Origin of the sequence: Ketobacter sp. MCCC 1A13808 (genome assembly GCF_009746715.1) — a bacterium.
Lineage (GTDB): Bacteria > Pseudomonadota > Gammaproteobacteria > Pseudomonadales > Ketobacteraceae > Ketobacter.
Genome location: NZ_VRKW01000009.1, coordinates 122730 through 149112 on the forward strand (window position 1 = coordinate 122730; position 26383 = coordinate 149112).

The following is a 26383-nucleotide window of genomic DNA, read 5'->3' on the forward strand; positions in this document are numbered from 1 at the left end:
GAATTAATAAATAGGGCTAACCGGCATGGCTGAAGCAAAGATCCTGATCGTAGATGATGAAGAAGCGATTCGCGAAATGATTTCCGTTTCACTCGAACTGGCCGGTTTCAAATGGATGGAAGCGGAGAACGGATCAACCGCCCATAGCGCCGTTGTCGATGATCGGCCCGACTTAATTTTGCTGGATTGGATGCTTCCGGGTGTGAGTGGAATCGAATTGGCCCGCCGGCTGAAACGCGATGAGGCCACGGGTGAAATCCCCATCATTATGCTCACCGCAAAAAGCGAAGAAGATAATAAAATCCAGGGCTTAGACGCCGGCGCAGACGACTATATCACCAAGCCTTTTTCCACTCGCGAACTGATCTCCCGCATCAATGCCGTGTTGCGTCGTACCAAAGGCGACAAGAGCAAAGCGATACTGGTGGAGGGGCTTGCACTGGATCCTATAAGCCATCGCATCACCGCTGACGAGCGGCCCGTGGAAATGGGCCCCACCGAATACCGCCTGCTGGAATTTTTCATGACTCATCAGGATCGGGCCTACTCCCGGGCACAGTTACTGGATCAGGTGTGGGGTGGCAATGTGTATGTGGAAGACCGCACGGTGGACGTTCATATCCGCCGGCTTCGCAAAGCACTGGCACCCCATAAGTACGACCACCTTGTGCAAACGGTACGCGGCACAGGGTATCGCTTTTCAACCAAATTCTGACCCCGGAATGCTCACCGTTGGCACTGTCGCTGCAACACAACTGTTGCAGGATAGAAATGGATTTGATACTTGAATCGGCTAGTATCAACAGTCAGGTATCGTCAACAGACCCAAGGTAGTTTACGTGCTTAGAGAATGGCGCATTGAGTTCAACCAGTTTTTGCTACTGCTGGCGATCGGCGGTGGGGGTGGCTGGATGCTGGGGTACCCGGGGGTCGGTATTGCCTTAATCTCTGTACCTTATTGCTTGTGGCTGTTGTTCAGAATCAAGGATATGAGTCGCTGGCTCGAATCCGGTGCGGAAAGTGACCCCCCGGAAAGCACTGGCGTCTGGGGCAACATGCTCGATCAGCTCTATCAATTGCAGCGCCGCTATAAGGCTGACATCAATAACCTGCATCAGATTATTACCCGCGCCCAGCAGTCCACGGATGCGATTAAAGACGCCGTTGTCGTCGTCAATAAGCACGGCGACCTGGAATGGTGGAACGAAGCAGGGGGCCGTTTGCTCGGATTAAAAGTAAAATCCGATCGCGGGCAATCACTGACCAACCTGTTGCGCGATCCGAGATTTATACAATACTTTGAAGCCGGTAATTTTGATAAGCCACTGGACCTTCCCTCCACCCTTAACCCCAATGTTGTGCTGCAATTTCAGATTACCGCTTTCGGCGATGGTGAACGCCTGATGGTAACCCGGGATGTTTCCCGCATTCATCATCTTGAAAAAATGCGTCAGGATTTCGTCGCCAATGTTTCCCACGAACTGCGTACTCCCCTGACTGTGATTAAAGGTTATCTGGAGACCTTTATCGACACCCTGAATTCAGACCAACCGCACCTAAAACGCGGTTTGAGTCAGATGCATCAGCAAACCCAGCGCATGGAGTTACTCATTAACGATCTGCTGTTGTTGGCCCGCCTGGAGTCCGACGACAAAGAACGCACAATGACGCCCGTTTCCGTCCCCAAAATATTGCGCCAGATTCACAACGACGCCCTCGCCATCAACGAAAGTAAACAGCACAAAATCATCCTGGATATTGATACTAACTTGATAATTTACGGTGATGAGAACGAATTACGCAGCGCCTTTTCCAATCTGATGATGAATGCCATCAAATACACGCCTGAAAACGGCCGTATTGAATTGCGCTGGTGGGCGGATGAAGAGGGTGTGTATCTGGAAGTAGAAGACGACGGTATCGGCATTGACGAGAAACACCTGCCACGCCTGACTGAGCGTTTTTATCGCGCGGACCAAAGCCGGCACGCAAAATCAGGCGGCACCGGATTAGGTCTGGCCATTGTAAAGCATGTGTTGTTACACCACGATGCCAAACTGGAAATCGTCAGCGACCCCGGCGAAGGGAGCGTGTTCACCTGCCGCTTTCCCACTCGCTTAATGGTAAAAAAAGAGAATCAATCCGTCGCCTAGCTCGCGGGATAGGGACTGTTAATCACGAAAATTTTCATATTGTAATGGCATTTCAAATTTGGCTTCCCGCAGCATCGCAATCGCTTGCTGCAGATCATCACGCTTCTTGCCGTTCACCCGCAGTTTCTCGCCCTGAATGGACGCCTGCACCTTCAGTTTGCTTTCCTTGATTATTTTGACCAGTTTTCTTGCCTGATCTGAATCCAGTCCCTGACGCAAAGTCGCTTTTTGCTTTGCCTCCGCCAGGTTGACGTCCGGCTCATCCAGGTCAAGACAGGCGATGTCGATTCCTCGTTTGATCAGCTTGCTCTCCAGGATATCCTGCAGTTGACGCAAATGAAAATCCGCATCTCCAACCATAGTGATTACGTTTTTATCCTGTTCAAAACGGCACTTGGTGCCTTTAAAATCAAAGCGGTTGGTCACTTCACGATTAGCCTGATCCACGGCATTATCCACTTCATGCATGTTCACTTCAGAAACCACATCAAAACTGGGCATGCTGCACCTCGTAATTATTAAATTTGCCACATGGTATAGCATCAAACCGAAGCTGTGTAGTGCACAGGAACCGCTATACTGCAATTAACGAAGGTGGTTGAGGCGACAGCGGGGTAAGGTGACAAAGTCCCATGAAATTATTTATTAAACTTATGATATTCCTGGTTATTTTAACCGTTGCAGGGCCTTATTTGCTGATGGGCCCCAGCGGGATGAGCAAACTATTGGCATTCAAGGATCTGGCGTTATCGCGCATGTCGTTTTCCATGCCCTCACTATCATTGCCCTCCATGAAAGGCGATGACCAGGTCTCGGTTACCGATGCCGTGGCGGAGCAATGGATTCAATGGAGCGACAATGTACCCGCTCTCGGGCCGGATCAACTCACCCGAGAGCAGTTGGCCCAATTGGATATCCAACCACAAGATAATATTTTTTATCGCTGGCAGGATGAAAACGGGGTCTGGCAATTCAGCCAGCAACCGAACCGAAACACCCTCAATCTGGTCGTGCGTACCGACCCCACAGCCAACCTTTTGCAGGGGCTTTCTGAAGAACAGATCGATGTTGCCTTTGGACGGGTCAGAACAGTCGCGACGACGAATTCCATCGTAGAAAACAATCCGCTCGCCAAAAATCAGGATTTGGACAGTTCGCTGCCGGTACCAGTGACCATTCCGGTCACGGAGATCCCCAAACTGATCGAACAGGCGAAGGACGTACAGAATATAATGAATGAGCGGATGAAACAGATGGATGCGGGGTTATAGCGTTCAAAAAAAGGAAGCCGCGATCAAAATAATGGCTTCCCTCTCATCCTGCCTTAGCGCTATTCGGTTTTTAGATTTTTCTTCTCTTCGCTTGTTAACACGTGATCATCCTGCAAAGTGGACAACGGCAAATGGCGTATGTCCTTGCCCTTGACGAGATAAATCACCTGCTCGGAAATATTACGCGCATGGTCACCGATGCGTTCCAAAGCTCGCAAGCTCCACAGCACATTCAATCCACGTTTGATATAACGGGGATCTTCCATCATAAAGGTCACCATCAAGCGCATTGCAGATTCGTATTCGATATCAACGGATTTATCCTCACGCACTACCGCAACGGCCTGGTCCACATCAAAGCGGGCAAACGCATCCAGTGATTGCCGCAACATGGCGGTAACATGGTGGCCGATATGGCGGGTTTCTATATAGCCTCGGGGCAACGCACCGTCTTCTGAAAGGCGAATCGCCATTTTGGCAATTTTATTGGCCTCGTCACCGATCCGCTCCAGATCTGTGTTGGCCTTAGTGGCGGCGACCAATAAGCGCAGGTCACTCGCCGCAGGCTGACGCAACGCAATAATACGGGTACATTCCTCATCGATACGGCGTTCCATGCCGTTGACTTTTTTTTCGTTGCTGATGACTTCACTGGCCAGTGCGCTGTCGGCTTCCACCAGTGCTTGTACTGCGTCAACCACCTGCTTTTCTACCAAGCCACCCATAGCCAGAATATGGCTACGCACTTCTTCAAGGTCTGCATTAAATTGTTTGGAAATATGTTGGGTGTAGTCTTCGCTTTTCATCCGTGGTCTCACTCAAAATTAGTTATCAAATCAAGCACTTTAAACGATCAGCCGTAACGACCCGTGATGTAATCTTCGGTCTGCTTTTGCGCCGGATTGGTAAAGAGGGTGTCGGTGTCTTTATATTCAATCAAATCGCCCAGGTACATAAAGGCAGTATAGTCAGAAACCCGAGCTGCTTGTTGCATATTATGAGTCACAATGACGATAGTGAATTGATCTTTCAGCTCTGTAATCAACTCTTCAACCTTGAGCGTTGAAATGGGATCCAACGCCGAGCAGGGCTCATCCAGCAGCAGTACTTCCGGCTCCACTGCGATGGTGCGCGCAATAACCAGACGCTGCTGCTGACCACCGGACATGCCCAGCGCATTTTCATGCAGTCGATCTTTCACTTCGTCCCACAAAGCCGCGCCTTTGAGTGCCCACTCCACCCGCTCGTCCAGGATGCGCTTCTTATTGATGCCCTGAATACGCAGGCCATAGGCCACATTTTCATAAATGGTTTTGGGAAAAGGGTTCGGCTTCTGGAAGACCATGCCGACCCGCCGACGCAAATCAGTAACATCCACCTTACGATCAAAAATATTGCTGCCCTCAAACAGGATCTGTCCTTCCGTACGGCAGATATCCACCAGATCGTTCATGCGATTGAAACTGCGCAACAGGGTGGACTTACCACACCCACTCGGACCTATGAAAGCCGTTACTTTTTTCTCCGGAATCACCATATTCACATTATGTAGCGCACGTTTGTCGCCGTAATACAGCCGAAAGTCGCGAACTTCCAAACATATTTCTTCATTTTCCAACTGATTCGGCACCATGTTCATAGCGGTCGTCTTCTGGCCTACTTCCATTTTGCGCGGGCTTTCTGCAGCAGTCATGGCATCACCTTCGTTTAAGTTTGAATTCAATTCTGTCATGTTGAACCTCCTGCCCTAGGTTTCCAAGGCGCGGTATTTTTCGCGCAAACGATTACGAATCATAATCGCCGTTAAATTAAGTAGCACGATGACCAGCACCAGCAAAAATGCAGTTGCATAAACCAATGGCCTGGCTGCCTCTACGTTCGGGCTCTGGAAGCCTACATCGTAAATATGGAAACCCAAATGCATAAATTTGCGCTCCAGATGCAAGTAAGGAAAATTGCCATCCAGTGGTAAAGTGGGCGCCAGCTTCACGACACCCACCAGCATCAGCGGTGCCACTTCACCGGCGGCACGGGCCACTGCCAGGATCAATCCGGTCATCATGGCGGGGCTGGACATCGGCAATATCACCTTCCATATGGTTTCAAACTTAGTCGCGCCCAGCGCCAGCGAGCCCTCGCGCAACGACTTTGGAATCCGCGTCAGCCCTTCTTCCGTGGCCACGATCACCACCGGTAGTGTGAGGATAGCCAACGTAATTGACGCCCACATCAAACCCGGCGTACCGAACACCGGAGCGGGAGCCGCCTCAGGGTAAAAAATATCATCTATTGAACCACCGGTGAAATAGACGAAAAACCCTAAACCGAAAACACCGTATACAATAGACGGCACACCCGCCAGATTGTTCACAGCGATGCGAATAGTGCGGGTGAGCAGGCCCTGCTTGGCGTATTCCCGCAGATACACCGCGGTTATAACCCCGAACGGGGTCACCAGAATGGACATGATAATGACCATGAGTACGGTTCCGAATATAGCCGGGAACACCCCGCCTTCCGTATTGGCTTCTCTGGGGTCTTCAGTCAGAAATAACCAGACCTGATGAAAGTAATCCGCCACCTTCTGGAACCAGGACAAACCATTAGGCTGCTTATATTGCACAATCAATTTGAGCGGGACTTCTTTCTCCGTACCTTCCATGGTTTCGAGCACGACACTGTCACGACTGATCTGCGTATTGAGATCATCCAGCTTGCCTTTCAGTGCCTGATATAAATCGTCTTGCTCTTGCTTCGCCGCTTCAATCTCTGCTTTCGCCTGCTCAGTGAGTTCGCCTTTCAGTGCAAGACCGCGCTCCTGCAGACGCAGACGCTCCACCTCGTAGTTGATGGTTCCGATCTCGCCGTTTTCGATTTCGCGAATTTGTTCAAAAACGGATAACGCCCGCTCCAGACGCTGTTCAAATTCCGGTAAAGCTTCTGCATCACTCGCCACCACGTTGCCGCTTTCTTTCACCTGGCGCAAGTAGCCGTATAAATTACCCCATTCCCGGCGCTCCACCAGCATCACCTCTTCCGGTGTGGTGATATCAGTCAGGTTTTCTGCAATCAGCCAGCGGAAATCCAGGCCGGAAATATCCCGGTTGCCGGTTTTTATTTGCATCCGTTTCACGACTTTCACGTCTTCCGGAATCTCAACTCCGCTGTCACGTACCCGCGAAGCGGCAACCCACTCTTCGTCGGCTACTTCGCCAATCAATTTGTACTGACTGCCGTCACTCTCGGTATAAGTAGCCTGGATAATGGTGTGTGGCCAAAAGTGAGCCAAACCACGAACCGCGACCAATCCCAATAGGCCAACCACCATGACCACACAGATTGCCACCGCGCCTGCGTTCAGCCAAACCCAGGGCTCACCCTTTCGAAACCATTGTTTAAACGAATTATTCACCGATGCCTCCCCCTTACAGCGAGCCGTATTTTTCACGAAGTCGCTGACGCACAATCTCAGCGGTGGTATTAACTAGGAACGTAAACACAAACAGCACCAAAGCAGATAAAAATAAAATGCGGAAGTGCGTGCTGGCCACTTCCGCCTCAGGCATCTCCACCGCGATATTGGCAGACAGGGTGCGCAGTCCTTCAAATATATTCATATCCATAATCGGCGTATTACCCGTCGCCATTAATACGATCATGGTTTCACCCACAGCCCGCCCCAAGCCGATCATTAATGCTGAGAAAATTCCGGGGCTGGCGGTGGGCATCACCACCCGAACCATGGTTTGCCAGGGCGTTGCACCCAACGCCAAAGAGCCCTGCGTCAGGCCTTTCGGCACAGCAAAAATAGCGTCTTCGGTTATCGAAAAAATGGTAGGAATAACCGCAAAACCCATCGCCATTCCCACCACCATTGAATTTCGCTGATCAAAATCGATCCCCATATCGTGGGAAAGCCAAACCCGCATGCTGCCGTCAAAAAATGCCAATTCGATGGGGGCACTTAAAGTCATTGATAACCATCCGGCAAATACCACCACGGGTATCAATATGACCGGCACATAACCATCCGGTACCCGGGTGCGCCAATCAGCCGGTAAGCGCGACCAGATCACCGCTGCCAAAATAATAAATAAGGGTGTTAAAACCAGGATACTGGTGATCCCGGCCAGATTCGCCTCCACCAACGGCGCCAGCCAAAGCCCGGCCAGAAAGCCGAGAATAACCGTCGGCAGCGCTTCCATTAATTCGATGGTAGGTTTGACCTTAGTGCGCAACGCCGGGGCCATAAAATAGGCTGTGTAAATGGCGCCGCAAATGGCCAGCGGCATTGCAATCAACATGGCATAGAACGCCGCTTTGATGGTACCGAAGGTCAATGGCATCAAGCTGAATTTGGGTTCAAAATCGTTACTTGCTGAAGAACTCTGCCAAGTATATGTGGGCTCGTCGTATCGTTCGTACCACACCTTCTGCCACAGGGATTGAAACGATACTTCCGGGTGTTCGTTGTCAATTTCGTAGTTGTAAGGAGCATCACCGCTTACGTTGAACACCGCGCCATTGCCACGCGGCGACATAGCAATCCACTCGATCGGTTTATCCGCCACTTTAACGTCGGCCACTTCACGAGCGGCCGTGGTATTGAATAGACCGATATGGCCTTCCGCATCACCAGCGATGAAGCCTTTGCGGCGGTGTTCGGTTTGGATCGCAGTAATTGCCACCCCTTCATTCAGGGTCAGGGTACGGACTTTCGCCAAATACGGTTTTTGGTGATCATTATAAGTCACAAACCATTGCGAAATATTGCCCTGATCATCACCCAACAATAAAGACCAACCGCCCAGCAGAAATTCCGCTACGGTCACCTTGCTGCCTTCGGAACCGACACTGGTAATATCGACGCGCATCTCGGCCACGTCCTTGCGCAAATCCAGCACTTCCACTTTGCCGGCCTTTTCCACCAGGAACAGCCAACGTTGGTCCAGGCTTAATAGCATTTTACTCACAGCACTGGAGGGTGAAGGCAACTGTATGGTATCGACCTCTTCCAATGTCACATCATCAGACAAAAAACTTTCTGTTTTTTCAAAATCCTTTAAGAATAAACGGCCGGCATTATCAGCCGCAATAATACGCAGTGACGAATCTGATTCACGATACGCCAAGTGGGTTATGGGTGAACCGTCCAAAACTTGGAGCGGCTCTTCGCCGAGCGGGTAATCCATCCGCGGGTTGACGGTTTTGCTGTTTTCTCCATATTCAATATCGTATACCGGTTTCTGAACCAATACCGTACCGTCCTCAAAACCCAGTGCATAAGCCCGTTTACCCGGTGCATCCTTAGAAAATGCGGTAATGTTACTGTCCGTCGGCAAATCCGCTGTGGCCAACGATTCTCCCGTGTGCGCATCGAAAAAAACCGGCCCCTTTTTCTTGTCGATGGAAAGACCAACCTGACCTTGCTCTTCCAGAACGACAAAGTAGGTACTTTCTACGCTGTACTGCTTAAGTGTGCTTTTTTCTTCCAGTGACGCAGGCAAAAAGAGTGGAATAACCTCGTACAGCAAATAGAAGAAAATCAGGCAAATAGCCAGAATCACGCCTAGACCACCGACGCTGATCCCCATTCTGGCGACCTGATCCTTTAATTTTCGACGACTGCGAAGCTGCGTTAAACGCTGCTCAGAAACCCCAAATAATTCTTCGCTTGTTGATGCCATGGACACGGAACCCAATAACTAAATGAGACAAAGCGGGGCTACATGAAATGTAGCCCCGCCGCGTAGACTTTCCCCAGGGAGAATCTTATTTGCCAGCAATTTCCATTTTGATACCCAACTTAGACATGGTTTTAGCAACCAAGCTGGCGGGCATCGGGATATATCCGTCTTTTACAACAATCTGTTGACCTTGCTTGGACATAACCAGCTTGATGAACTCACGTTCAAGTGGAGACAACTCTTTGCCAGGCGCTTTGTTTACGTAAACATAAAGTGCACGGGATAAAGGATAAGATCCATCGAGCGCGGCTTCGTTGGTCGCTTCAACATACTTGTCGCCTTTCTTAGACAACGGCAGCGCACGTACGCTGGAAGTTTTGTACCCGATACCGGAGTAACCGATGCCATTCAAAGAAGTAGCAACGGATTGCACGACCGAAGCAGAACCCGGCTGTTCGTTAACAGTGCTTTTGAAATCACCTTTACACAGCGCTTCGTCTTTGAAGTAGCCATAAGTGCCGGATACTGAGTTACGTCCGTACAACTGAATGTCGCGCTTACCCCAATCACCGGTCAGCCCCAGATCACTCCAGGTTTTGAAGTCTTTATTTCCGCCGCAGGTGCGGGTGGAAGAAAACACCGCGTCTACCTGCTCGATGCTCATGCCTTTAATCGGATTGTCTTTGTTTACGAACACAGCCAGTGCGTCGATCGCAACCGGAATAGCCGTGGGCTTATAGCCGAATTTTTTCTCGAAGGCTTCGATTTCTTTGTCCTTCATTTTTCGGCTCATGGGGCCCAGATTGGAAGTCCCTTCGGTCAGAGCCGGAGGCGCTGTGGAAGATCCGGCTGCCTGGATCTGTACTGCTACGTTTGGATACTGTTTTTTAAACTCTTCTGCCCAGAATGTCATCAGGTTAGCCAGGGTATCTGAACCAACGCTTGAAATATTTCCGGATACACCGCCCACTTTCGAGTAGGAGGGCAGTTTTGGATCAACTTTGGCTTCCGCTTGAGCAGCCGTAGCAACAAGAGCTGCACTGGCAGTCATTGCTACAGTTGCAACTAATTTCTTGAAATTCATGGGATCTCTCCGAGTGTATGGACGTGTGTCAGGGAAACGTGAGTCACCAGCCCCCCTATGACCTCGGAACTATAGGGTTCGCTTGTGACAATTATATTACAGATTCATTGCTAACTGGTCTTGATATAAACATTCTTCACAACGAGCAATCAACTCCGAGGCCAGAGAATTTTTGCTGTCGAGCGGTCACAGCCGCTATAATCCGGCCCGTGCAGGCAGGGAACCCTAGCAGAAACCGATGACAAAAATAATTGAAGCACTCGACCGACTGTCGGAATGGACGGGTCACATACTATCCAAAGCCTCCTTGGGGATCATGGCCATTACCGTCCTGGTGGTGGTAATTCGTTATGGATTCCAGAGCGGTCATATCACCTTGGGCGGCCTGCGTATCAGCTCCATTGCGCTGCAGGAAAGCGTAATGTACCTGCACGCCATGCTATTTATGCTGGCCAGCGCGTACACCCTGAAACACGATGCCCATGTGCGGGTCGACGTCTTCTACCGCCGATTCTCACCCCGGGCTAAAGCCCTGGTAGATTTATCAGGCACCTTACTGCTGCTGTTTCCGGCTTGTGGCTTTATTCTTTATATCAGCCTCGATTTCGTGGATTTCGCCTGGAACATGAAAGAACGCTCCGGAGAGTCCGAAGGACTTGCTTACGTTTACCTGCTGAAAACCCTGATACCCGTTATGGCTGTACTGTTACTCTTGCAAGGCATTGCAGAAGCCCTGCGCAGCCTCATCGTCCTGAAAGGTGTGGCACCGGATGACCGGGAGGTGAGCCGGATATGATTCCGCTATTGATGTTCGCCGCAGTCTGCCTCACCTTGTTAATGGGCTATCCGGTGGCCTTTACCCTGGCTGGAGTCGCACTGGCCTTTGCGGGTGGCGGAACACTGCTTGGCCTGTTCGACCCCAGCATTCTGAGTAATTTGCCGGGCCGAATCTTCGGCATCATGAGCAACGAAACCCTGCTGGCGGTGCCGCTGTTCGTGTTGATGGGCATAACCCTGGAAAAGTCCAAAGTTGCCGAGAACCTGTTGGATACCATGGCCCAACTGTTCGGCCGCTTTCCCGGTGGCCTGGGTATATCGGTAACCCTGGTGGGCATGTTGCTGGCAGCCAGCACCGGCATCGTTGGCGCGACCGTGGTAACCATGGGGCTACTGGCACTGCCCACCATGATCAAACGCGGATACGACCCGGCATTGGCCACCGGCAGCATCGCTGCAACCGGCACGCTGGGACAGATAATTCCGCCCTCGATTGCTTTGGTGCTACTCGGTGATGTGCTTTCCAACGCTTACCAGCAAGCGCAACTAAGCCAGGGTATTTTCAGTGTCGACACCGTTTCAGTGGGTGATTTGTTTGTCGGAGCAATTATCCCCGGCCTGGTGATGGTGTTCTTATATATGGGTTACATCATTTGCCGGGCTCTGATCAATCCGGACCACGCGCCGCCAGCACCGGTTGAAACAGAATCAGGGCCTCTACTCATCCAGTGTATTAAAGGCCTGGCTCCCCCCCTACTGTTGATTGGCGCTGTACTGGGTTCAATTTTAACCGGGCTCGCCACCCCCACCGAGGCTGCTGCAGTCGGTGCTGCCGGGGCAACCTTACTGGCGGCCCTGCAACGACAATTAAACCGGAAAAATCTGCAGGACATCATGCTCTCCACCACCAAAGTCACCTGCATGGTCTTCGCCATCCTCATCGGGGCTACCGTATTTTCACTGGTGTTTTGGGGCTACAACGGCGAAGAGCTGGTTCACGAATTCTTCCATTCTATGCCCGGCGGCGCTTTCAGTGCCATGCTGTTGGTGATGGTGGTAATCTTTCTGCTGGGTTTTATTCTGGATTTTATTGAGATTACCTTTGTGGTAGTGCCGATTGTAGGTCCGGTATTATTGGCCATGGGACTGGATCCGGTTTGGTTCGGAGTTATGATTGCCGTTAATCTTCAAACCTCGTTCCTTACCCCACCTTTTGGATTTGCCCTGTTTTATTTGCGCGGCGTGACCCCGGATAGCATCTCGACCACCACAATCTATCGTGGAGTTGTGCCTTTTATCATTATTCAGTTGATTACGCTCGCATTGATTGCAATTTGGCCTTCACTTGCTACCTGGTTGCCGGATATAGTCTATAACAATTAAGAGTTCTAAAAATTTGCTACACTAGAGACCGTTAACCACTTGCTCCAGCCCTACAGGATGCACATGAACGATATAAGCGAAGACGATAATTTCCCAACGCCTCAAGGTGAACTCACCTTGCAAACCGTCGCCCTGCCTTCAGACGCGAACGCCGAAGGGGATATTTTTGGCGGTTGGTTAGTGTCTCAGATGGATTTGGCCGGTGCCGTCACCGCCAATCGACTGGCCCGCGGTCGGGTAGCCACAGTAGCCCTTGATTCAATGGTTTTTCTGCGCCCGGTGGCGGTGGGCTCGGTCGTCAGCTGTTACACCACCGTGAAAGACATCGGGCGCAGCTCAATGGCCATTGTGGTGGAGGTTTGGGCACAGCATTACAGCGACGCTGAATGCCGTAAAGTCACCGAAGGGCAATTCACCTTTGTCGCTATTGATGAAAACCGCCGTACCCGGCCAGTGCCACGCACAAGCTGAATACATGCAGCAATGGCGGAAAGGGACACACAAACAGCAACCCTGTTTTCCCTTCCGCTATTGCGATACCGCAATGTTAATCACGACCTTCCTGGTCCCGGGTCTTAAGAAAAGCCTCTTCTGAAATTCGGGTGTACGGCACGACGCTCTCCTTAAAATCTTTAAATGATTGGTATACTTTCTTCGCCATTTCGTCATCGGCAATGGTTTCCTCGATCACCTGTTCAGAGGCTACCCGTAAGGCGTTCAGCACATCATCCGGCAGTTTACGCAATTGCACCCCGTGTTTATTGACCAGTTCCTCGAGTGCTGCGTTATTCCGTGCGGTGTATTCGTCCAGCATGTCCTGGTTGATAGCGCGGGTGGCGTAGGTCACTATCGCCTGCAAATCCGGCGGCAAGCTTTCCCAGGCTTCTTTATTGATAATAAATTCGAGCATCGCTCCCGGCTCATGCCAACCCGGGTAGTAATAGTATTTCGCTACTTTGTATAGACCAAAAGTCAGATCGTTATAGGGCCCGACCCATTCGGTCGCATCAATAGAACCGGTCTGCAACGCAGTAAACAGCTCGCCACCAGGCAACGTCACCGGCACCCCACCCAGCCGTTGAAACACTTCGCCCGCTAAGCCGGGAATCCGCATTTTCAAGCCTTCCAGGTCATCCACACTGTTAATTTCTTTCTTGAACCAACCAGCCATCTGTACTCCGGTACTGCCACCGGCAAACGGCACCAGATTAAACGGCTCGTATACTTCGCGCCACAATTCCATACCGCCGCCGTAATGCAGCCAGCCATTCATTTCCTGGGCATTCAATCCGAAAGGTACTGCAGTAAAAAATTGAGCGGATGGGGTTTTCCCTTTCCAGTAATAAGCCGCGCCGTGCCCCATTTCCACGGCGCCACGAGCAACCGAATCGAACACGCCCAGCGCAGGTACCAACTCACCCGCACCATGCACTTTAACCTGCAGTCGACCATTACTCATTTCACCAACCGCCTTGGCAAAATTTTCCGGCGCCATACCCAAACCGGGATAATTTCGTGGCCAGGTGGTGACCATTTTCCAGGTAAAGGTTTTTTGCGGTTCACCGCTTACCGCTTGCGTTGCAGGCGTGTCTTCACCGCAGCCTGATAGCATAACGAATGGCATGAATACAAGCAGCAGAACCCTATGCGTCCACTTCATCTGAAAACTCCCGATTATGTTGTTTTTGTTGTCTAGCCTATTCCACCCAGCGGTTTGCCGGACAGCCGGTTGCCACGGCATCCGCCTCACACGCGCCCGGTTTCAGCGCAGCTCCAGCCGCGCGTACTGCGCCACCAACCATTTTTCCCCCGTAGGCGCGGTAAAATTAATATGAACCCGAGCGTTAGGACCCTGCCCTTCGCAGCCAATTATGACACCTTCTCCAAACTTGGGGTGGCTGACGGAACGGCCTAATTGATAAGGCGAACTGCTGTCTGCAGGTGCACGCCCACGGATCGCCGTAACCGGACGGGTGATATTGGCACTGGCACGAATTTCCTGCAGGCAATGGGCTGGAATCTCGCGCAGAAAACGCGACGGCGTATGAATATTTTCGCTGCCGTAAATGCGCCTGCTTTCTGCATAACTCAGATACAACGTCTTCATTGCCCGGGTAATTCCGACATAGGCCAGACGCCGTTCTTCTTCCATGCGCTGTAAATCTTCTACTGACCGCATGGAGGGAAACAATCCTTCTTCCACCCCCGTGATAAAGACCACCGGGAATTCCAAACCCTTAGCGGAATGCAGTGTCATCATTTGCACATAATCTTCGTCTTCGCGAGCTTGTGTTTCACCCGACTCCAACGCAGCGTGATCCAGAAACGCCGCCAGGGTAGCGGATTCTTCGTCGCCATTGGTTTCGTATTCGCGACTGGCACTGATTAATTCTTTCAGGTTTTCTACCCGTGCTTCACCTTTTTCGCCTTTCTCATTCTGGTGATAGACGATTAGCCCGGACGCATCAATCATGCGCTCCACTTGCTCCGACAACCCTAAACCGCGGGTTTCCTGGTCCAGCATTTCGATCAGACCCATAAAGCCGTGCAAGGCGTTACCGGCCTTTGTTGCCAAAGCCTTGTGCTGCAACACACTCAAGCTGGCCTGCCACAACGGTATCTTCAATTCCCGCGCGGCGTTGCGAATCTTTTGCAGGGATTTGTCACCCAGCCCCCGTGTTGGCGTATTCACTACTCGTTCAAATGCAGCATCGTCATCCCGGTGCGACATCAAGCGCAAATACGCTAACGCGTTTTTTATTTCCGCCCGCTCAAAAAAACGATGACCGCCATAAATGCGATAGGGGATTGCAGCGCGCAACAATGCTTCTTCTAACACCCTGGACTGGGCATTGGAGCGATAAAGAATGGCAATGTCACTGCGCCGTAAACCTTGCTGCAACGTTTGCTGAATACGATCGGATACAAAGCGGGCTTCGTCCACTTCATTAAAACCGGCGTACAGGGAAATTGGTTCGCCTTCGTCACCCGAAGTCCACAACTGCTTACCCAAACGGTCCCGGTTATTGGCGATCACTCCGTTCGCGGCATTCAGAATGGTGGCCGTGGAACGATAATTCTGTTCCAGCCTGACCACTTCCGTACGCCCGAAATCATCACCAAATGAACGGATATTTTCTATGCGAGCCCCCCGCCAACCATAGATTGACTGATCGTCATCGCCGACGATGGTAATCGGCACCTGGTTGCCCGCCAGCACCCGCAGCCAGGCATATTGGATGCGATTGGTATCCTGAAACTCATCAACGAGTAAATGGCGGAAACGCTGCTGGTAATGGGCGAGAATGGCCGGATTGTTTAGCCATAATTCATGACTGCGTAAGATCAGTTCCGCAAAATCCACCATGCCGCCTCGATCACAGGCATCCTGATACTGCTGATAAATATTAACAAGTGTTTGCTGAAAAGCATCGCCGTGAACATCAATATGCGCTGCGCGCAAGCCTTCATCTTTATTGCTGTTAATGAACGCCTGCGCCTGCTTGGGAGGCCAGCGCGACTCGTCCAGCTCCATTTGACGCATTATTCGCTTGACCAACCTGAGCTGGTCATCCGCATCCAGAATCTGGAAATTCTGTGGCAACCTGGCGTCCTGGTAATGCATGCGCAACAAACGATGGGCAATACCGTGAAACGTCCCCACCCACATGGAAGACGTTGGCGACAACAACAGCGCCTCAATACGGTGTCGCATTTCCACAGCCGCTTTATTTGTAAAGGTAACAGATAAAATGCCGTGGGGAGATACATTCTGCTCCTGGATCAACCAGGCAATACGATGAACGAGTACACGGGTTTTGCCGCTACCGGCGCCGGCCAACACCAGCAAGCGATCTGCGCTGGATTGCACCGCCTGTGCTTGGGCAGGGTTTAAAGATTGGATCAGTGAAGTATTTTTCATCGGCGCATTTTACCGATTTCAAGGGACAAGTACCAAAGCAAATCAAAAGACTGCCGCATCTAGACCGTTTTTTTATAAAAGACCGAAAGACTGGCAAAAATCAGCCAAAATACGGCCAATATGTGAAAAATGTCGCTAGAAAGTTTCACGTTCTGTAATTTTACGTATATATTTTTGCTAACCAAAGTGAGAAGGTGCGCCTTTCGAACCGGATTAACGATAACAAAAAAAACATCCCAATAGCTGTCTTCTTCGTTTTGTTATCCCTCCCTATTCGACTTCCGCACAGTTTGGTCTTCCATACAAATAACAATTATTGATGAATGGAGTTCGACTCTGATGGCAAATCAAAATTATTTTAAGCTCACTGCATTAGCGGGGGCAATCGCTGCCGCCGGTGCAGTGGTACCCGCCCAAGCATTCAATTACGAAAGCGGCGATTTTTCGATGCAGGTGGATACTACGGTATCTGTTGGGGCTTCGTGGCGAGCAGATGACAGGGATTATCGTGGTGTCGGACAGGTCAATGCATTGGCGAACTCTCCGGGCTTCACCCCGCAGCAGTTACTGGACATGGGCATGGTTCACCTGCACGGCACCAGCTCGCAGGACAACAGCAACCTGCTCTGGAAAAAAGGCTCTACTTTTTCCGAACTCGCCAAAATTGTTATGGATGTGGAGCTGAACTACAAAAACTACGGTGCTTTTGTTCGCGGTAAAGCGTTCTATGACAATCGCATTGTGAATGGCGATGGCGTAACGGACTTACCGGTGTACTACCGTCAGAATGCCAACGGTCAAAATCTTGATCCCAACCAAAGCGACGGCCGCAGCGCAGACATTCTGGATGCCTTCATCTGGGGTGACTGGTGGTTAGGAGACCACCCTTTAAACGTTCGTGTGGGTAAACAGGTCATCAGCTGGGGCGAAGGTTTATTTTTCCCTAACGGTATTAACTCCGTTAACCCGGTCGACGTACAAGCCTTGTTGGCACCCGGCTCAGAAGTAAAAGATGCACTGATTCCACTGAATGCGCTGTACGCCTCCCTCGGTGTCACCGAAAACCTGACCGTGGAAGCCTTTTATTTGCTTGAGTGGAGAGAAACCAAATTACCGCCTTGCGGCACCTATTTCTCTACGACGGATCTGGCAGGCGGAAACTGCTACGGTGGATTCATGCCCAGCGGTAACGAATTCGGAGCGCCCGGTGCAGCCGCTACCACTCTGCCCCGCAGCCAGGATATGGAACCTGACGACCAAGGCCAATTCGGCTTGGCGGCCCGCTATTTCGTGGATTCAATCGAAACCGAGTTCGCCGCCTATTACATGAACTATCACTCTCGTCTGCCTATCGTGGCCGGCCATCTGCCCAGACCTGAGCTATTCAACCCTGGTTTTGCCGGTCTGGATTTGTCCACCGTGCGCGGGATTTTGACTGGCGGTTCTCCTGCCACCCAAACCAATACAGCGGCGTTGTTCCCGACTGCGGATATGGCCATATATTATCCTGAAGACATCCAGCTCTTCGGCGTCAGTTTTAACACCAGTGTCGATTTCGGTTTACCTGGTGGTGCCACCGCATTTTCCGGTGAAATCAGCATGCGGAAGGATCAACCCTTCCAGCTTGAAGATGGCGATACGCTCGGCGGCTTGCTGGGCTTGCCTTCATTGAGCTGTAAGGAGTCACCCGTTCCTTACGATTGCTATGCCAAATACGAGCCGGGCGAGTTTGCTCCTTCGCTTGTAGCCCTGGATTACTACCAGGCTGAAGTGGCTTTCATCCACTTTTTCGACCGCATTCTCGGTGCAGCACGCTGGACAGCTATTTTGGACATAGCCGGCTCCTATACTGACATGCCGAACCAAGACGAAGCGCTCCTGAGCAGCAGCTACAACGCGACCCTGAATCATCCATACGTACCCACTGTAAGCACTTCGACAGGTGTGCCTTACCCACTATTCCTGAACGGAAGTGACTCCCTGTCAACCGAATTTGAAGACCAGTATTATCCAACCAGCGGTGCCTGGGGATACAAAATGCGGTTCACCGGTGATTACAACAATGTCTTTGCGGGTATCAACCTGAGACCGACCATCAGCTTTTCTCACGATGTGTACGGTACAACCCCTGGCCCGGTCACCAACTTCCTCGAAAACAGAAAAGCGCTGGGCCTCTCATTAGAAGGTGTTTATCAAAACACTTACACTGTGGAAGTCTCCTATACCGATTTCTATGGCGCAGAACCATACAACCAATTAGCTGACCGGGATTACTATTCCATCAGCGCATCAGCCTCGTTCTAAGTTGTGGGGAAATAATAAGGATATGAATATGAAACCTTCATTTAAATTGAAAGTCTTGGCCAGTACTCTGTTGGCCTCTTCTATCGCGGCGGCTCCGGCCTTTGCAAAAGTAGACCAAGCCCAGGCAGACAAGCTCGGCGGTAGCGAGTTAACCATCAGCGGCGCAGAAGTAGCAGGCAATGCAGACGGCACCATCCCGGCTTGGGATGGTGGCATGAAAAGCAAACCCGCTTGCTACAAAGGCGGTGATTTTTTATGCAACCCTTACGCCGATGACAAGCCGCTGTTCACGATCACTGCCCAGAACGTAGATAAATACAAGGATAAATTGACCCCTGGCCAAGCTGCCATGTTCAAAAAATATCCTGATACCTATCGCATGCCGGTATACCAGTCTCGCCGTCCATATAATGCGCCAGAGCGCATTGCCAAGCTGACTAAAGCGAACGCACTAAAAACGGAAACTGTTGGCAACACCGGAATGAAAAACCTGGAACTCCAAGGCTATCCGTTCCCCATACCACAGAATGGCCTGGAAGTAGTCTGGAACCACATCGGGCGCTATCGCGGTGACTCGCTGGAGCGAACCATCGGCCAGGTGACACCCCAGGTTAACGGCAACTACAGTATGGTTATGTTCAACGACCAGCTCGGTGTCCTGACTCAGTTGAAAGACTATAAGCCCGGCGAAGACGACAACGTCATGTTTTACTTCAAACAACAGGTAACCGCGCCATCTCGGCTGGCCGGTAACGTTCTGCTGGTTCACGAAACAATCGATCAGGTTAACGAACCCCGTCGCGCCTGGATTTACAATGCCGGCCAACGTCGTGTACGTCGCGCTCCCCAGGTGTCTTATGACGGACCGGGTACCGCTGCGGACGGCCTGCGTACATCCGATAACTTCGATATGTTCAACGGTGCACCGGATCGTTACGAGTGGACTCTGAAAGGCAAGAAAGAGATCTATATCCCCTATAACTCTTACAAGTTGGATGAAAAAGGCCTGCCTTACGACGAGATGATCAAGCCCGGCCACATCAACCAGGATCTTGCCCGTTACGAATTGCACCGGGTTTGGGAAGTGGAAGGCAATCTGCGTAAAGGCACTCGCCATATTTACGCCAAACGCACCATGTTCCTGGATGAAGACAGCTGGCTGGCATCGGTAATCGATCATTACGATGGTCGCGGCAACCTTTGGCGTATCGCGGAATCGCATCAGCTCTTTTCATATAATGCGGGTGTGCAAGCCTATGCGCTGGAAGTGTTGTATGACTTGAACGCCGGTCGTTATTTGGCTCTGGGCTTCGAAAACAACGAATCCAAAGGCTCCAACTACGATGTTCGCTTCTCGAAAACGGAATTCCAGCCGGCAGCATTGCGCCGGGCGGGTGTTCGTTAACGCGGGTGAATTTACCAACCTAAGGGGCGCTTTTAGCGCCCCTTTTTCGTGCCTGTAAATTGCGCAACCTTTTAACGCCAAATTGATTGCTTATCATACAAACCTAAACAGTCACTCCACAGTATGTAACAGGGGCCTATGGCACTATACTGATTGACCTCTTCAGAGGCTGCTTGCACTAAAATGGGTTGCGTCATATCCTTCAAACATTAGGCAGTTGGCAACTTGGCTCGATTTACAGACAAAAAAGCACCAGATATACCCTTTGTTCAAACTCAACTGAAGATGCACGCAAGCGGTTTCGAACAGACAATAACTATAATTAAAGCATCGATGAATAATGGCTAGCGTGAAAACATTCGATTACATTCAAAGACCCAGACGGCTGAATCTGATCACCATCAGGTTGTTGCTGATTCTGTTGGCAGGGTTGTATTGCCTGCCGGGAATAGCCGCAACACAAGCGCAAATCAATTCCAGCTCCGCCAAAGTCAAGAAACTTAACTCTAGCCTTGCCAGCACCCGTTCCAGTATCAGCTCCCTCGAGAAATCCATGTGGAGTATTGATCAACAGATTCTGGATCTACGCAAAGTAGTCCGGATAGAGCGCACCACTAACCGCAGACGCTTTCATGAAGCAAAGCGCGATTTCAAACGCCAGACCTTTGAAATTGAGCGCATTGAAAAAGACATTTCCTTAGTGGATTTTGATATTGAAATCGTACAGCGGGACATGAACCGTGAGCAGCAACGCTTTGATGCGATGAATGTCTTCAAACAGCGCCTGGCAGAAAACGATCATCTGCAGCGCCAGAAAGAATATAACACCCAGATTACCCACCTGAAGAACAAAAAAAAGCCGCTTTTAGGCGAGCTGCAAAACGCCCAGGATATGCTGCAAAAATTGCAATCCGAACTGGACACACAAAAGGATGAAGTGAGCGATCAAGCCCTGGACGCCGACCCCCGGATCGCCGCATTGAATCAGAAGCGCAACACCACTGCCAACCGCCTTACCAGTTTGCGTACTACTCAGAAGTCGCAGCAACGTGCCCATGCAGCGGAAACCCGACGCTTTAATAAATTAGTCGCAGAGTTCAAGCAACAGCAGCCCACCAATTCAGTAGCGGCAGCCACTAAACCCAGCGAGTCTTCGAACGACAGCAAAGCTGCACCATCGTCGTCCCCTGCCATCCAACTGGATATCAATCCCGGCGAATACACTTCCTATGTTTTTGTCATTTCCGGTGATCAGGAACCCGATATCGAAAGCACCCTGCACCTGAAAAGTTGGGTGGAATCCTATGGCGCCAAATACATTGAAGCCAACTGGAACGGCTTCGGAAACGGACAGGGGCCCCTGAATAACCTGGGTTTTCAGGAGGCGTTCAGAGAATACATCCGCCAAATCCCGAAGCAAGCGAAACTCATCTTGATAGGGCACGGCCTCGGTGGTGGTACCGCTATAGACGCAGCGACCAGAATTGCCTATTCGGAAAAGCGCACTGTCGATTTTCTGGCGGCGCTCGACCCTATAGGCAATGGAGGATTACGAGCCAACATCGTCTATGACACCAAAGGTAGTTGTGTTAAACCCGCCGAGGGTGAGGTCACCACTAACGCTGAATACGTGGCCTGCATCCGAACAGCCAGCAAACGCAAGATCACGCCGAATATAAAGTACTTTTATAACCGCTGGCAAAAAGACGCTCAGGGTCCATTTGACTTTCAACGCCAGATCACCAGTCTGAATGCAGCCGGCGATAAAGTGTCTGTACCAACGGCATCAGGCCGGTTCACTATTGAAAACGGCACCCTGGCAGACCAGCGCCGCTTATTTTTCTCCGGCAACCAAAATGCACACGCCGTGCTGCTTGCCGAAGAAGCCAAAGTTTTACCCAAACTGTTAGTTCAGCATTTACGTTAGGTTAGGGAGATGTCGCTATGAAAAAAACAATAATCGGCCTTGGACTCATCACCACCTTGAGCGCGGTAAATCCGGCTTTGGCAGACAGCACCATTGTCAAGGTACCGCGAGAAAACGGCGCAGTGCATCAGGAATTTAAAAACCTGCTTAATGATACAATCAGCAAATTCCGGTCGGGAGTGGGCCGCGTTGAATTGATCGGCAAGGCGCCTAACAATAAAGCCTGCGAAGCCAATTTTTACACCAATGGCGACACTACCTTCGTCACCATGAATGTGGACAGTGCCGATTTTTACAATGAGTTTTATATCGATCATCCACACCAGTCATTTAAAAAGGTGCTATTTCAGAACTTGATCATGAAAGATGATAACGTCGAACTGAAAGTGGTTGAGAGGGACTCCAGCTATTCAATCGTCACTGACGGTTCAAACCTACAGCTGACCAGCAAAGACCGCAATGCAGAGAGCCCCACTTGCCAATTCTCTCTTGCAAAAGCGCACCTTTTTGAAGGAGAGACCGAGTAAACTACCTGCCAGCGTCTGCCAGCCTTATTTGAGGTCCGCAGCGTCTCCGACAAAATAGTAAGTCTTCCATTCTGTTGCAAACAGCGTGGGAGAAGAGGCGGCCACGATGGTGACAACCGTATTGCGTCCGCTCACACTGTATTCTGCTTTCGTGCCTTCCCCTTGATCCCGCTCGCCCTGCTTCAGGCTCCAGCTTTCGCCGAGACATTGCTGAGTCACCTCTTTAGCCTGATCAAAATGCTCCATTGCCACCGCTTTATTGGGTTCCGTCAGCGAACAGACATAGCTAAATTTGCCATTGCCCCACCCCCATACCTGGCAGCTATCGCCCACCAGGTGATAACGGGCTTTCCAAACGTCCATATATTTTGAGGTGGTTTGAGCGGTGCGCAGATTAGGAAACCCCTTGGGGTGCCCGGCTACCAGGGCATCGATTTTTTCACAGGTGCTAAGTGCCGAGACCTGTTTATCAAGTTCGGTTTGCTGCACGGTAGAACACGCTTGTAACACTACCAATGATGCCAGTACAGTTGAAAATTTGCCGTTCATGTTGTGCCGTCCCTGCCGTTTCGGAAATACCGGGTTCACATGGCTCTGATTTCTAATTCGGGTAATGTACGGGCATAGACCGAAAACTTTTCCGGCTCACCTTCACCTTCAAAACCATCAGTTAAAAATATACTAACCACAAAACCGAGAAAACCCTTCATTGGAAAACTCTGAACATGGTAGCCAATATTGGGTTGCTGACCGGGAAAATACTCGGGTGGATCCGCACGATCCAGATCGTCCTCCAGCAATAACCCCATTGGCTCATTAAAGTCCCCCAGATAATCGACGAAGGCCAAGACATCCAGATTGCGCTTACTATTGACCCAGATCCAATTGGATTCTCCCTCAAAAGGCGTGTCGATCATCAGCTGTTCGTTTTCATCGATTTTGCCATCCACCACGCCCGGCGCTTTCGGTCCCGTGGCGGTGCGGATAGCCGCCCCCAGTAGTTGGTTCGCATCCAATGACATCGTTAAAGAAGGGTCAACCAGCATTTTCCGCCTAAGCACTGGAATAACTCCGCGTACGTCGTACATAACGTATTTGGGATAGTGGTAGATTTGCATGCTCAGCTCTATGATCGACATGCCAAACAGGTACATATTAAAGTCCAATTGCGTCGTGGTTCTGATAGGCCCAATGATTTCCCCCGTTGGCAACGCTATCATTTGATCATTATTAAGCTCTGTGTCCGTCATAGGAGTTAAAATCCCAGTATCGAATCGCAGCTTCATGGAGTCCAGTGGCCGTTCTCCCACATAATTGTTGTATCTGAAATCATCCCACTTAAGATGGTTCTCGTTATTGTAACGGAGGCTATAAAAGTCAGTCTCGACCAAACCGATCTCAGCGCTGTAGCGGACATATTGTTCGTCGGAGCGCAAGCGCGAGTTGCGCACCAAATAAACAAACCGCTCTACGCCATCCCGATCGCGGGTAATAATTTCCGCTAACAATTCGCCATCATATTGATCACGCTTGGTTTTTCGTTCTCCGGCATCTTTGAAGAGGAATAGCAGCTTGTCGGTGGTGTCCATCAAATTTGCCGTGCCCGCCATCGGTACGTGCCAGCCGTCAAAATACACCGCACCACCCTGGTTATACTCATCAATCTGGAAGGGAATCGGCTCCATAACGCCGTCCAGCATGGCCGCCAGAGAGAGCTCCTCAATGGGCAAACCCACTAACCAGGGCATGTCTTCACCTTCAACGGTGATGACCTTGAAGGCGTCAATCTGACGTAATGGGGGAGCCAGTGCAAAGCTAATACTTGGGAGCACAAATCCGACCAGTAGTACCGCGTACTTCACTAGGTTCATAGAGGACGACCTATTTAGTTGTTATTCTTATAACCAGGGACAATATTGTACACCCAGCCGGCCTAAAATTAACCCCTTGTCCGTTTTTTAGCCTATCTTTCACCCGAGTGCTACGCTTATCAAAGAACCGACATGAAAGGCACCCCCAGGTCACCCGGGCTACACGCTAATGCATTTAGTTTTGATCTCGCTTCTCTTCCTTATTCTGCCACTGCACTTAAACGCGGAACCGCTCAGCCTGCCCCTCGACAAGGGCAGAGCGGAGCTAAATCAATATATCGAATACATCGAGGATAAGAACAGCACTCTTACGATTCAGGCGTTATTGCAGAACACACTGGATTGGCAGCCCAATAGCAACCAAACCTTCAACAAAAGCTATAACGATTCCAGCTGGTGGCTGCGTTTGCACATCACCAATCCGGACCAGGGCGATATCAAACGTCTGATCGAAATCAGCTACGCCGTTCTGGATTATGTAGACGTCTATATTGTCAGCGACGGTAAGGTGCAGGATAGCTACCATCTCGGCGATAAGCACGCCTATCATCAGCGCGTTATCGATCACCGGTTTTTCATTATCCCGGTGCACTGGAAATCCCATCAATCATTGCAAATTTATTTGCGGATCAAATCATCCAGTGCGGTCCAGGCACCGATGGTGATGTGGGACGAGCAAACGTTTTACGGTTTTGACACGACGCGCACCATACTACAGGGCATATTCTTCGGCACGATGCTGGTGATGGCAACCTACAACCTATTTATCTTTTTCGTGCTCGGTGAGCGCACCTACCTGCTGTACGTGGGATACGTGTTATGTATGCCACTGTTTCTCGCCAGCTTAGGGGGCTATGCGTTCAAATACTTGTGGCCGACTCTCACCGAGTGGAATGATCGCGCTATTATTGTTTTTCTGGCCGGAGTGGTCGTTTTCGGTGCCGCTTTCACCCGCAAATTTCTCTTGGTCTCGCACTACGCCCCCCGCCTCGATCACCTGCTGAGGGTCTCTTTTTACGGCGGTGTAACACTGGTTTTGTGTGCCTTCATCCTGCCTTATCATTACAACATCATTGCGATCATTGTGTGGGCCAGCCTGGCCTGTATTCTGGCGCTCGTTACCGGCGCAGCCTGCTGGCGCGGCGGACTGTCCACGGCAAAATATTACACCATCGCCTGGACCGCCATGCTGTTTGGTGGCCTCGTCCTGGCGCTGAATAAAGCCAATATTCTGCCTGCCAACCTATTTACCGAATACGCAACCCATATCGGTTCTTCTTTGGAAGTGGTTTTGTTGTCCTTCGCGTTAGCAGAACGCATCAATATTGAGCGCCGGCTACGATACGAAGCGCAGGAACAAACCCTGATCACCACGCGCCGCATCAATGAAGAACTGGAATCCCGGGTTCAGGAGCGAACACAAGAACTGGAAGCGCTAACCCAACAACTACGTGACCTGAGCAATACCGATCAACTCACCGGCTTGTGCAATCGACGCCATCTGGAAAGTTCGTTTTATGACGAATGGGAACGAGCCAAACGTTATCAACGTGACATTGCCGTCATTATGATTGACATAGATCACTTTAAAACCGTCAACGATACCCATGGCCATCTGGTCGGTGATGATTGTTTACAGGAAGTTGCGCGCCGGATTCAGGAAGGCGTACGCTGGCCATCGGATCTGGCAGCGCGTTTCGGCGGCGAGGAATTTTGTATTCTGCTGCCGGAAACCGGCCTTAGGGGCGCACTGATTGTGGCAGAACGAATCCGCAACCTGGTCGCGGCCACCCCCGTCACCACCCGTTCACATTCGCTTTCCATTACTATCAGCGCCGGGGTGTATTCGTTGGTTCCCTCTGAGGAAAAGAGCATAGATCAGACGTTGAATTTCGCCGATAAAGCCCTGTATCAAGCCAAAGACAAGGGCCGCAATCAGGTGTTCAGCGAACGGGCTGCCTGATTCTGCATACCTTGCCTGCTATATTCACTGCGCATTCTTCCGACCTGGATTGCCAACCTTGGACCACGGGCTAGCGGCCAAAGGTTGGCAAATCGGTGGCCACAGAGCT

At 50.8% G+C, this 26383-nt stretch carries 20 protein-coding genes and 1 pseudogene; 11 read left to right on the forward strand and 10 right to left on the reverse strand.

Annotation, left to right across the window (positions count from 1 at the left end; translation table 11 throughout):
- Positions 1-25 precede the first annotated feature (25 nt).
- Positions 26-715, forward strand: coding sequence for a phosphate regulon transcriptional regulator PhoB (phoB, locus tag FT643_RS16325; protein ID WP_156872488.1), 690 nt, complete (start codon positions 26-28; stop codon positions 713-715).
- 124 nt (positions 716-839) lie between these two features.
- A complete protein-coding gene (gene phoR / locus FT643_RS16330; protein WP_198043617.1) occupies positions 840-2153 on the forward strand; it encodes a phosphate regulon sensor histidine kinase PhoR in 1314 nt (437 codons plus the stop codon).
- Between the two features lie 18 nt (positions 2154-2171).
- Here phoR and FT643_RS16335 read toward each other — a convergent pair whose 3' ends face one another.
- Entirely contained in the window at positions 2172-2654 is a 483-nt protein-coding gene (locus tag FT643_RS16335; RefSeq protein WP_156872489.1) for a YajQ family cyclic di-GMP-binding protein, read from the reverse strand.
- 131 nt (positions 2655-2785) lie between these two features.
- Between FT643_RS16335 and FT643_RS16340 the strand changes: the two genes are divergently transcribed.
- Positions 2786-3424 carry a hypothetical protein gene (locus FT643_RS16340; RefSeq protein WP_156872490.1) on the forward strand — a complete coding sequence of 213 codons (639 nt, stop codon included), beginning with the start codon at positions 2786-2788 and terminating at the stop codon, positions 3422-3424.
- Positions 3425-3483: 59 nt separating this feature from the next.
- Here FT643_RS16340 and phoU read toward each other — a convergent pair whose 3' ends face one another.
- From phoU to FT643_RS16365, 5 genes and pseudogenes are all read right to left on the reverse strand, one after another.
- A complete protein-coding gene (gene phoU, locus FT643_RS16345) occupies positions 3484-4230 on the reverse strand; it encodes a phosphate signaling complex protein PhoU (RefSeq protein ID WP_156872491.1) in 747 nt (248 codons plus the stop codon).
- Positions 4231-4277: 47 nt separating this feature from the next.
- Positions 4278-5027, reverse strand: a pseudogene (pstB, locus tag FT643_RS16350) (phosphate ABC transporter ATP-binding protein PstB); the annotation flags it as partial.
- Positions 5028-5171: 144 nt separating this feature from the next.
- Complete coding sequence (gene pstA / locus FT643_RS16355) at positions 5172-6836, reverse strand: phosphate ABC transporter permease PstA (protein ID WP_317622043.1); 1665 nt, start codon at positions 6834-6836, stop codon at positions 5172-5174.
- A gap of 13 nt (positions 6837-6849) precedes the next feature.
- Complete coding sequence (locus FT643_RS16360) at positions 6850-9111, reverse strand: ABC transporter permease subunit (protein ID WP_156872492.1); 2262 nt, start codon at positions 9109-9111, stop codon at positions 6850-6852.
- Positions 9112-9196: 85 nt separating this feature from the next.
- On the reverse strand, positions 9197-10195 hold the full coding sequence (locus FT643_RS16365; RefSeq protein WP_156872493.1) for a PstS family phosphate ABC transporter substrate-binding protein: 999 nt from the start codon (positions 10193-10195) through the stop codon (positions 9197-9199).
- A 238-nt stretch (positions 10196-10433) separates the two neighbouring features.
- Between FT643_RS16365 and FT643_RS16370 the strand changes: the two genes are divergently transcribed.
- From FT643_RS16370 to FT643_RS16380, 3 genes are all read left to right on the forward strand, one after another.
- Positions 10434-10991 carry a TRAP transporter small permease subunit gene (locus FT643_RS16370; protein ID WP_156872494.1) on the forward strand — a complete coding sequence of 186 codons (558 nt, stop codon included), beginning with the start codon at positions 10434-10436 and terminating at the stop codon, positions 10989-10991.
- The gene (locus FT643_RS16375) at positions 10988-12355 is read left to right on the forward strand and encodes a TRAP transporter large permease (RefSeq protein WP_156872495.1); all 1368 of its coding nucleotides are present in this window, start codon (positions 10988-10990) and stop codon (positions 12353-12355) included. The genes FT643_RS16370 and FT643_RS16375 overlap by 4 nt, the downstream gene beginning before the upstream one ends.
- Positions 12356-12418: 63 nt before the next feature.
- Complete coding sequence (locus FT643_RS16380) at positions 12419-12826, forward strand: acyl-CoA thioesterase (RefSeq protein WP_156872496.1); 408 nt, start codon at positions 12419-12421, stop codon at positions 12824-12826.
- 76 nt (positions 12827-12902) lie between these two features.
- On the opposite strand, the gene FT643_RS16385 is transcribed toward FT643_RS16380, so the two are convergent.
- Together FT643_RS16385 and uvrD are read right to left on the reverse strand one after the other, a co-directional pair.
- The gene (locus FT643_RS16385; protein ID WP_156872497.1) at positions 12903-14015 is read right to left on the reverse strand and encodes a TRAP transporter substrate-binding protein; all 1113 of its coding nucleotides are present in this window, start codon (positions 14013-14015) and stop codon (positions 12903-12905) included.
- Between the two features lie 102 nt (positions 14016-14117).
- The gene (gene uvrD, locus FT643_RS16390) at positions 14118-16277 is read right to left on the reverse strand and encodes a DNA helicase II (protein WP_156872498.1); all 2160 of its coding nucleotides are present in this window, start codon (positions 16275-16277) and stop codon (positions 14118-14120) included.
- Positions 16278-16616: 339 nt separating this feature from the next.
- Here uvrD and FT643_RS16395 point away from each other — a divergent pair, with 339 nt between their 5' ends.
- From FT643_RS16395 to FT643_RS16410, 4 genes are all read left to right on the forward strand, one after another.
- Entirely contained in the window at positions 16617-18581 is a 1965-nt protein-coding gene (locus FT643_RS16395) for a DUF1302 domain-containing protein (RefSeq protein ID WP_156872499.1), read from the forward strand.
- 22 nt (positions 18582-18603) lie between these two features.
- Positions 18604-19986, forward strand: a complete 1383-nt coding sequence (locus FT643_RS16400) for a DUF1329 domain-containing protein (protein ID WP_411267815.1) — start codon at positions 18604-18606, stop codon at positions 19984-19986.
- A 340-nt stretch (positions 19987-20326) separates the two neighbouring features.
- Positions 20327-21913 carry a coiled-coil domain-containing protein gene (locus FT643_RS16405; protein WP_156872501.1) on the forward strand — a complete coding sequence of 529 codons (1587 nt, stop codon included), beginning with the start codon at positions 20327-20329 and terminating at the stop codon, positions 21911-21913.
- A gap of 17 nt (positions 21914-21930) precedes the next feature.
- Positions 21931-22440: a hypothetical protein gene (locus FT643_RS16410; RefSeq protein WP_156872502.1), complete on the forward strand. Its 510-nt coding sequence runs from the start codon at positions 21931-21933 to the stop codon at positions 22438-22440.
- Positions 22441-22464: 24 nt separating this feature from the next.
- Here the strand turns inward: FT643_RS16410 and FT643_RS16415 are convergent, their stop codons facing one another.
- Positions 22465-22989, reverse strand: coding sequence for a hypothetical protein (locus tag FT643_RS16415; protein WP_156872503.1), 525 nt, complete (start codon positions 22987-22989; stop codon positions 22465-22467).
- 35 nt (positions 22990-23024) lie between these two features.
- A complete protein-coding gene (locus tag FT643_RS16420) occupies positions 23025-24311 on the reverse strand; it encodes a hypothetical protein (RefSeq protein WP_156872504.1) in 1287 nt (428 codons plus the stop codon).
- A gap of 169 nt (positions 24312-24480) precedes the next feature.
- Between FT643_RS16420 and FT643_RS16425 the strand changes: the two genes are divergently transcribed.
- A complete protein-coding gene (locus FT643_RS16425) occupies positions 24481-26274 on the forward strand; it encodes a sensor domain-containing diguanylate cyclase (protein WP_156872505.1) in 1794 nt (597 codons plus the stop codon).
- Positions 26275-26383: the final 109 nt, after the last annotated feature.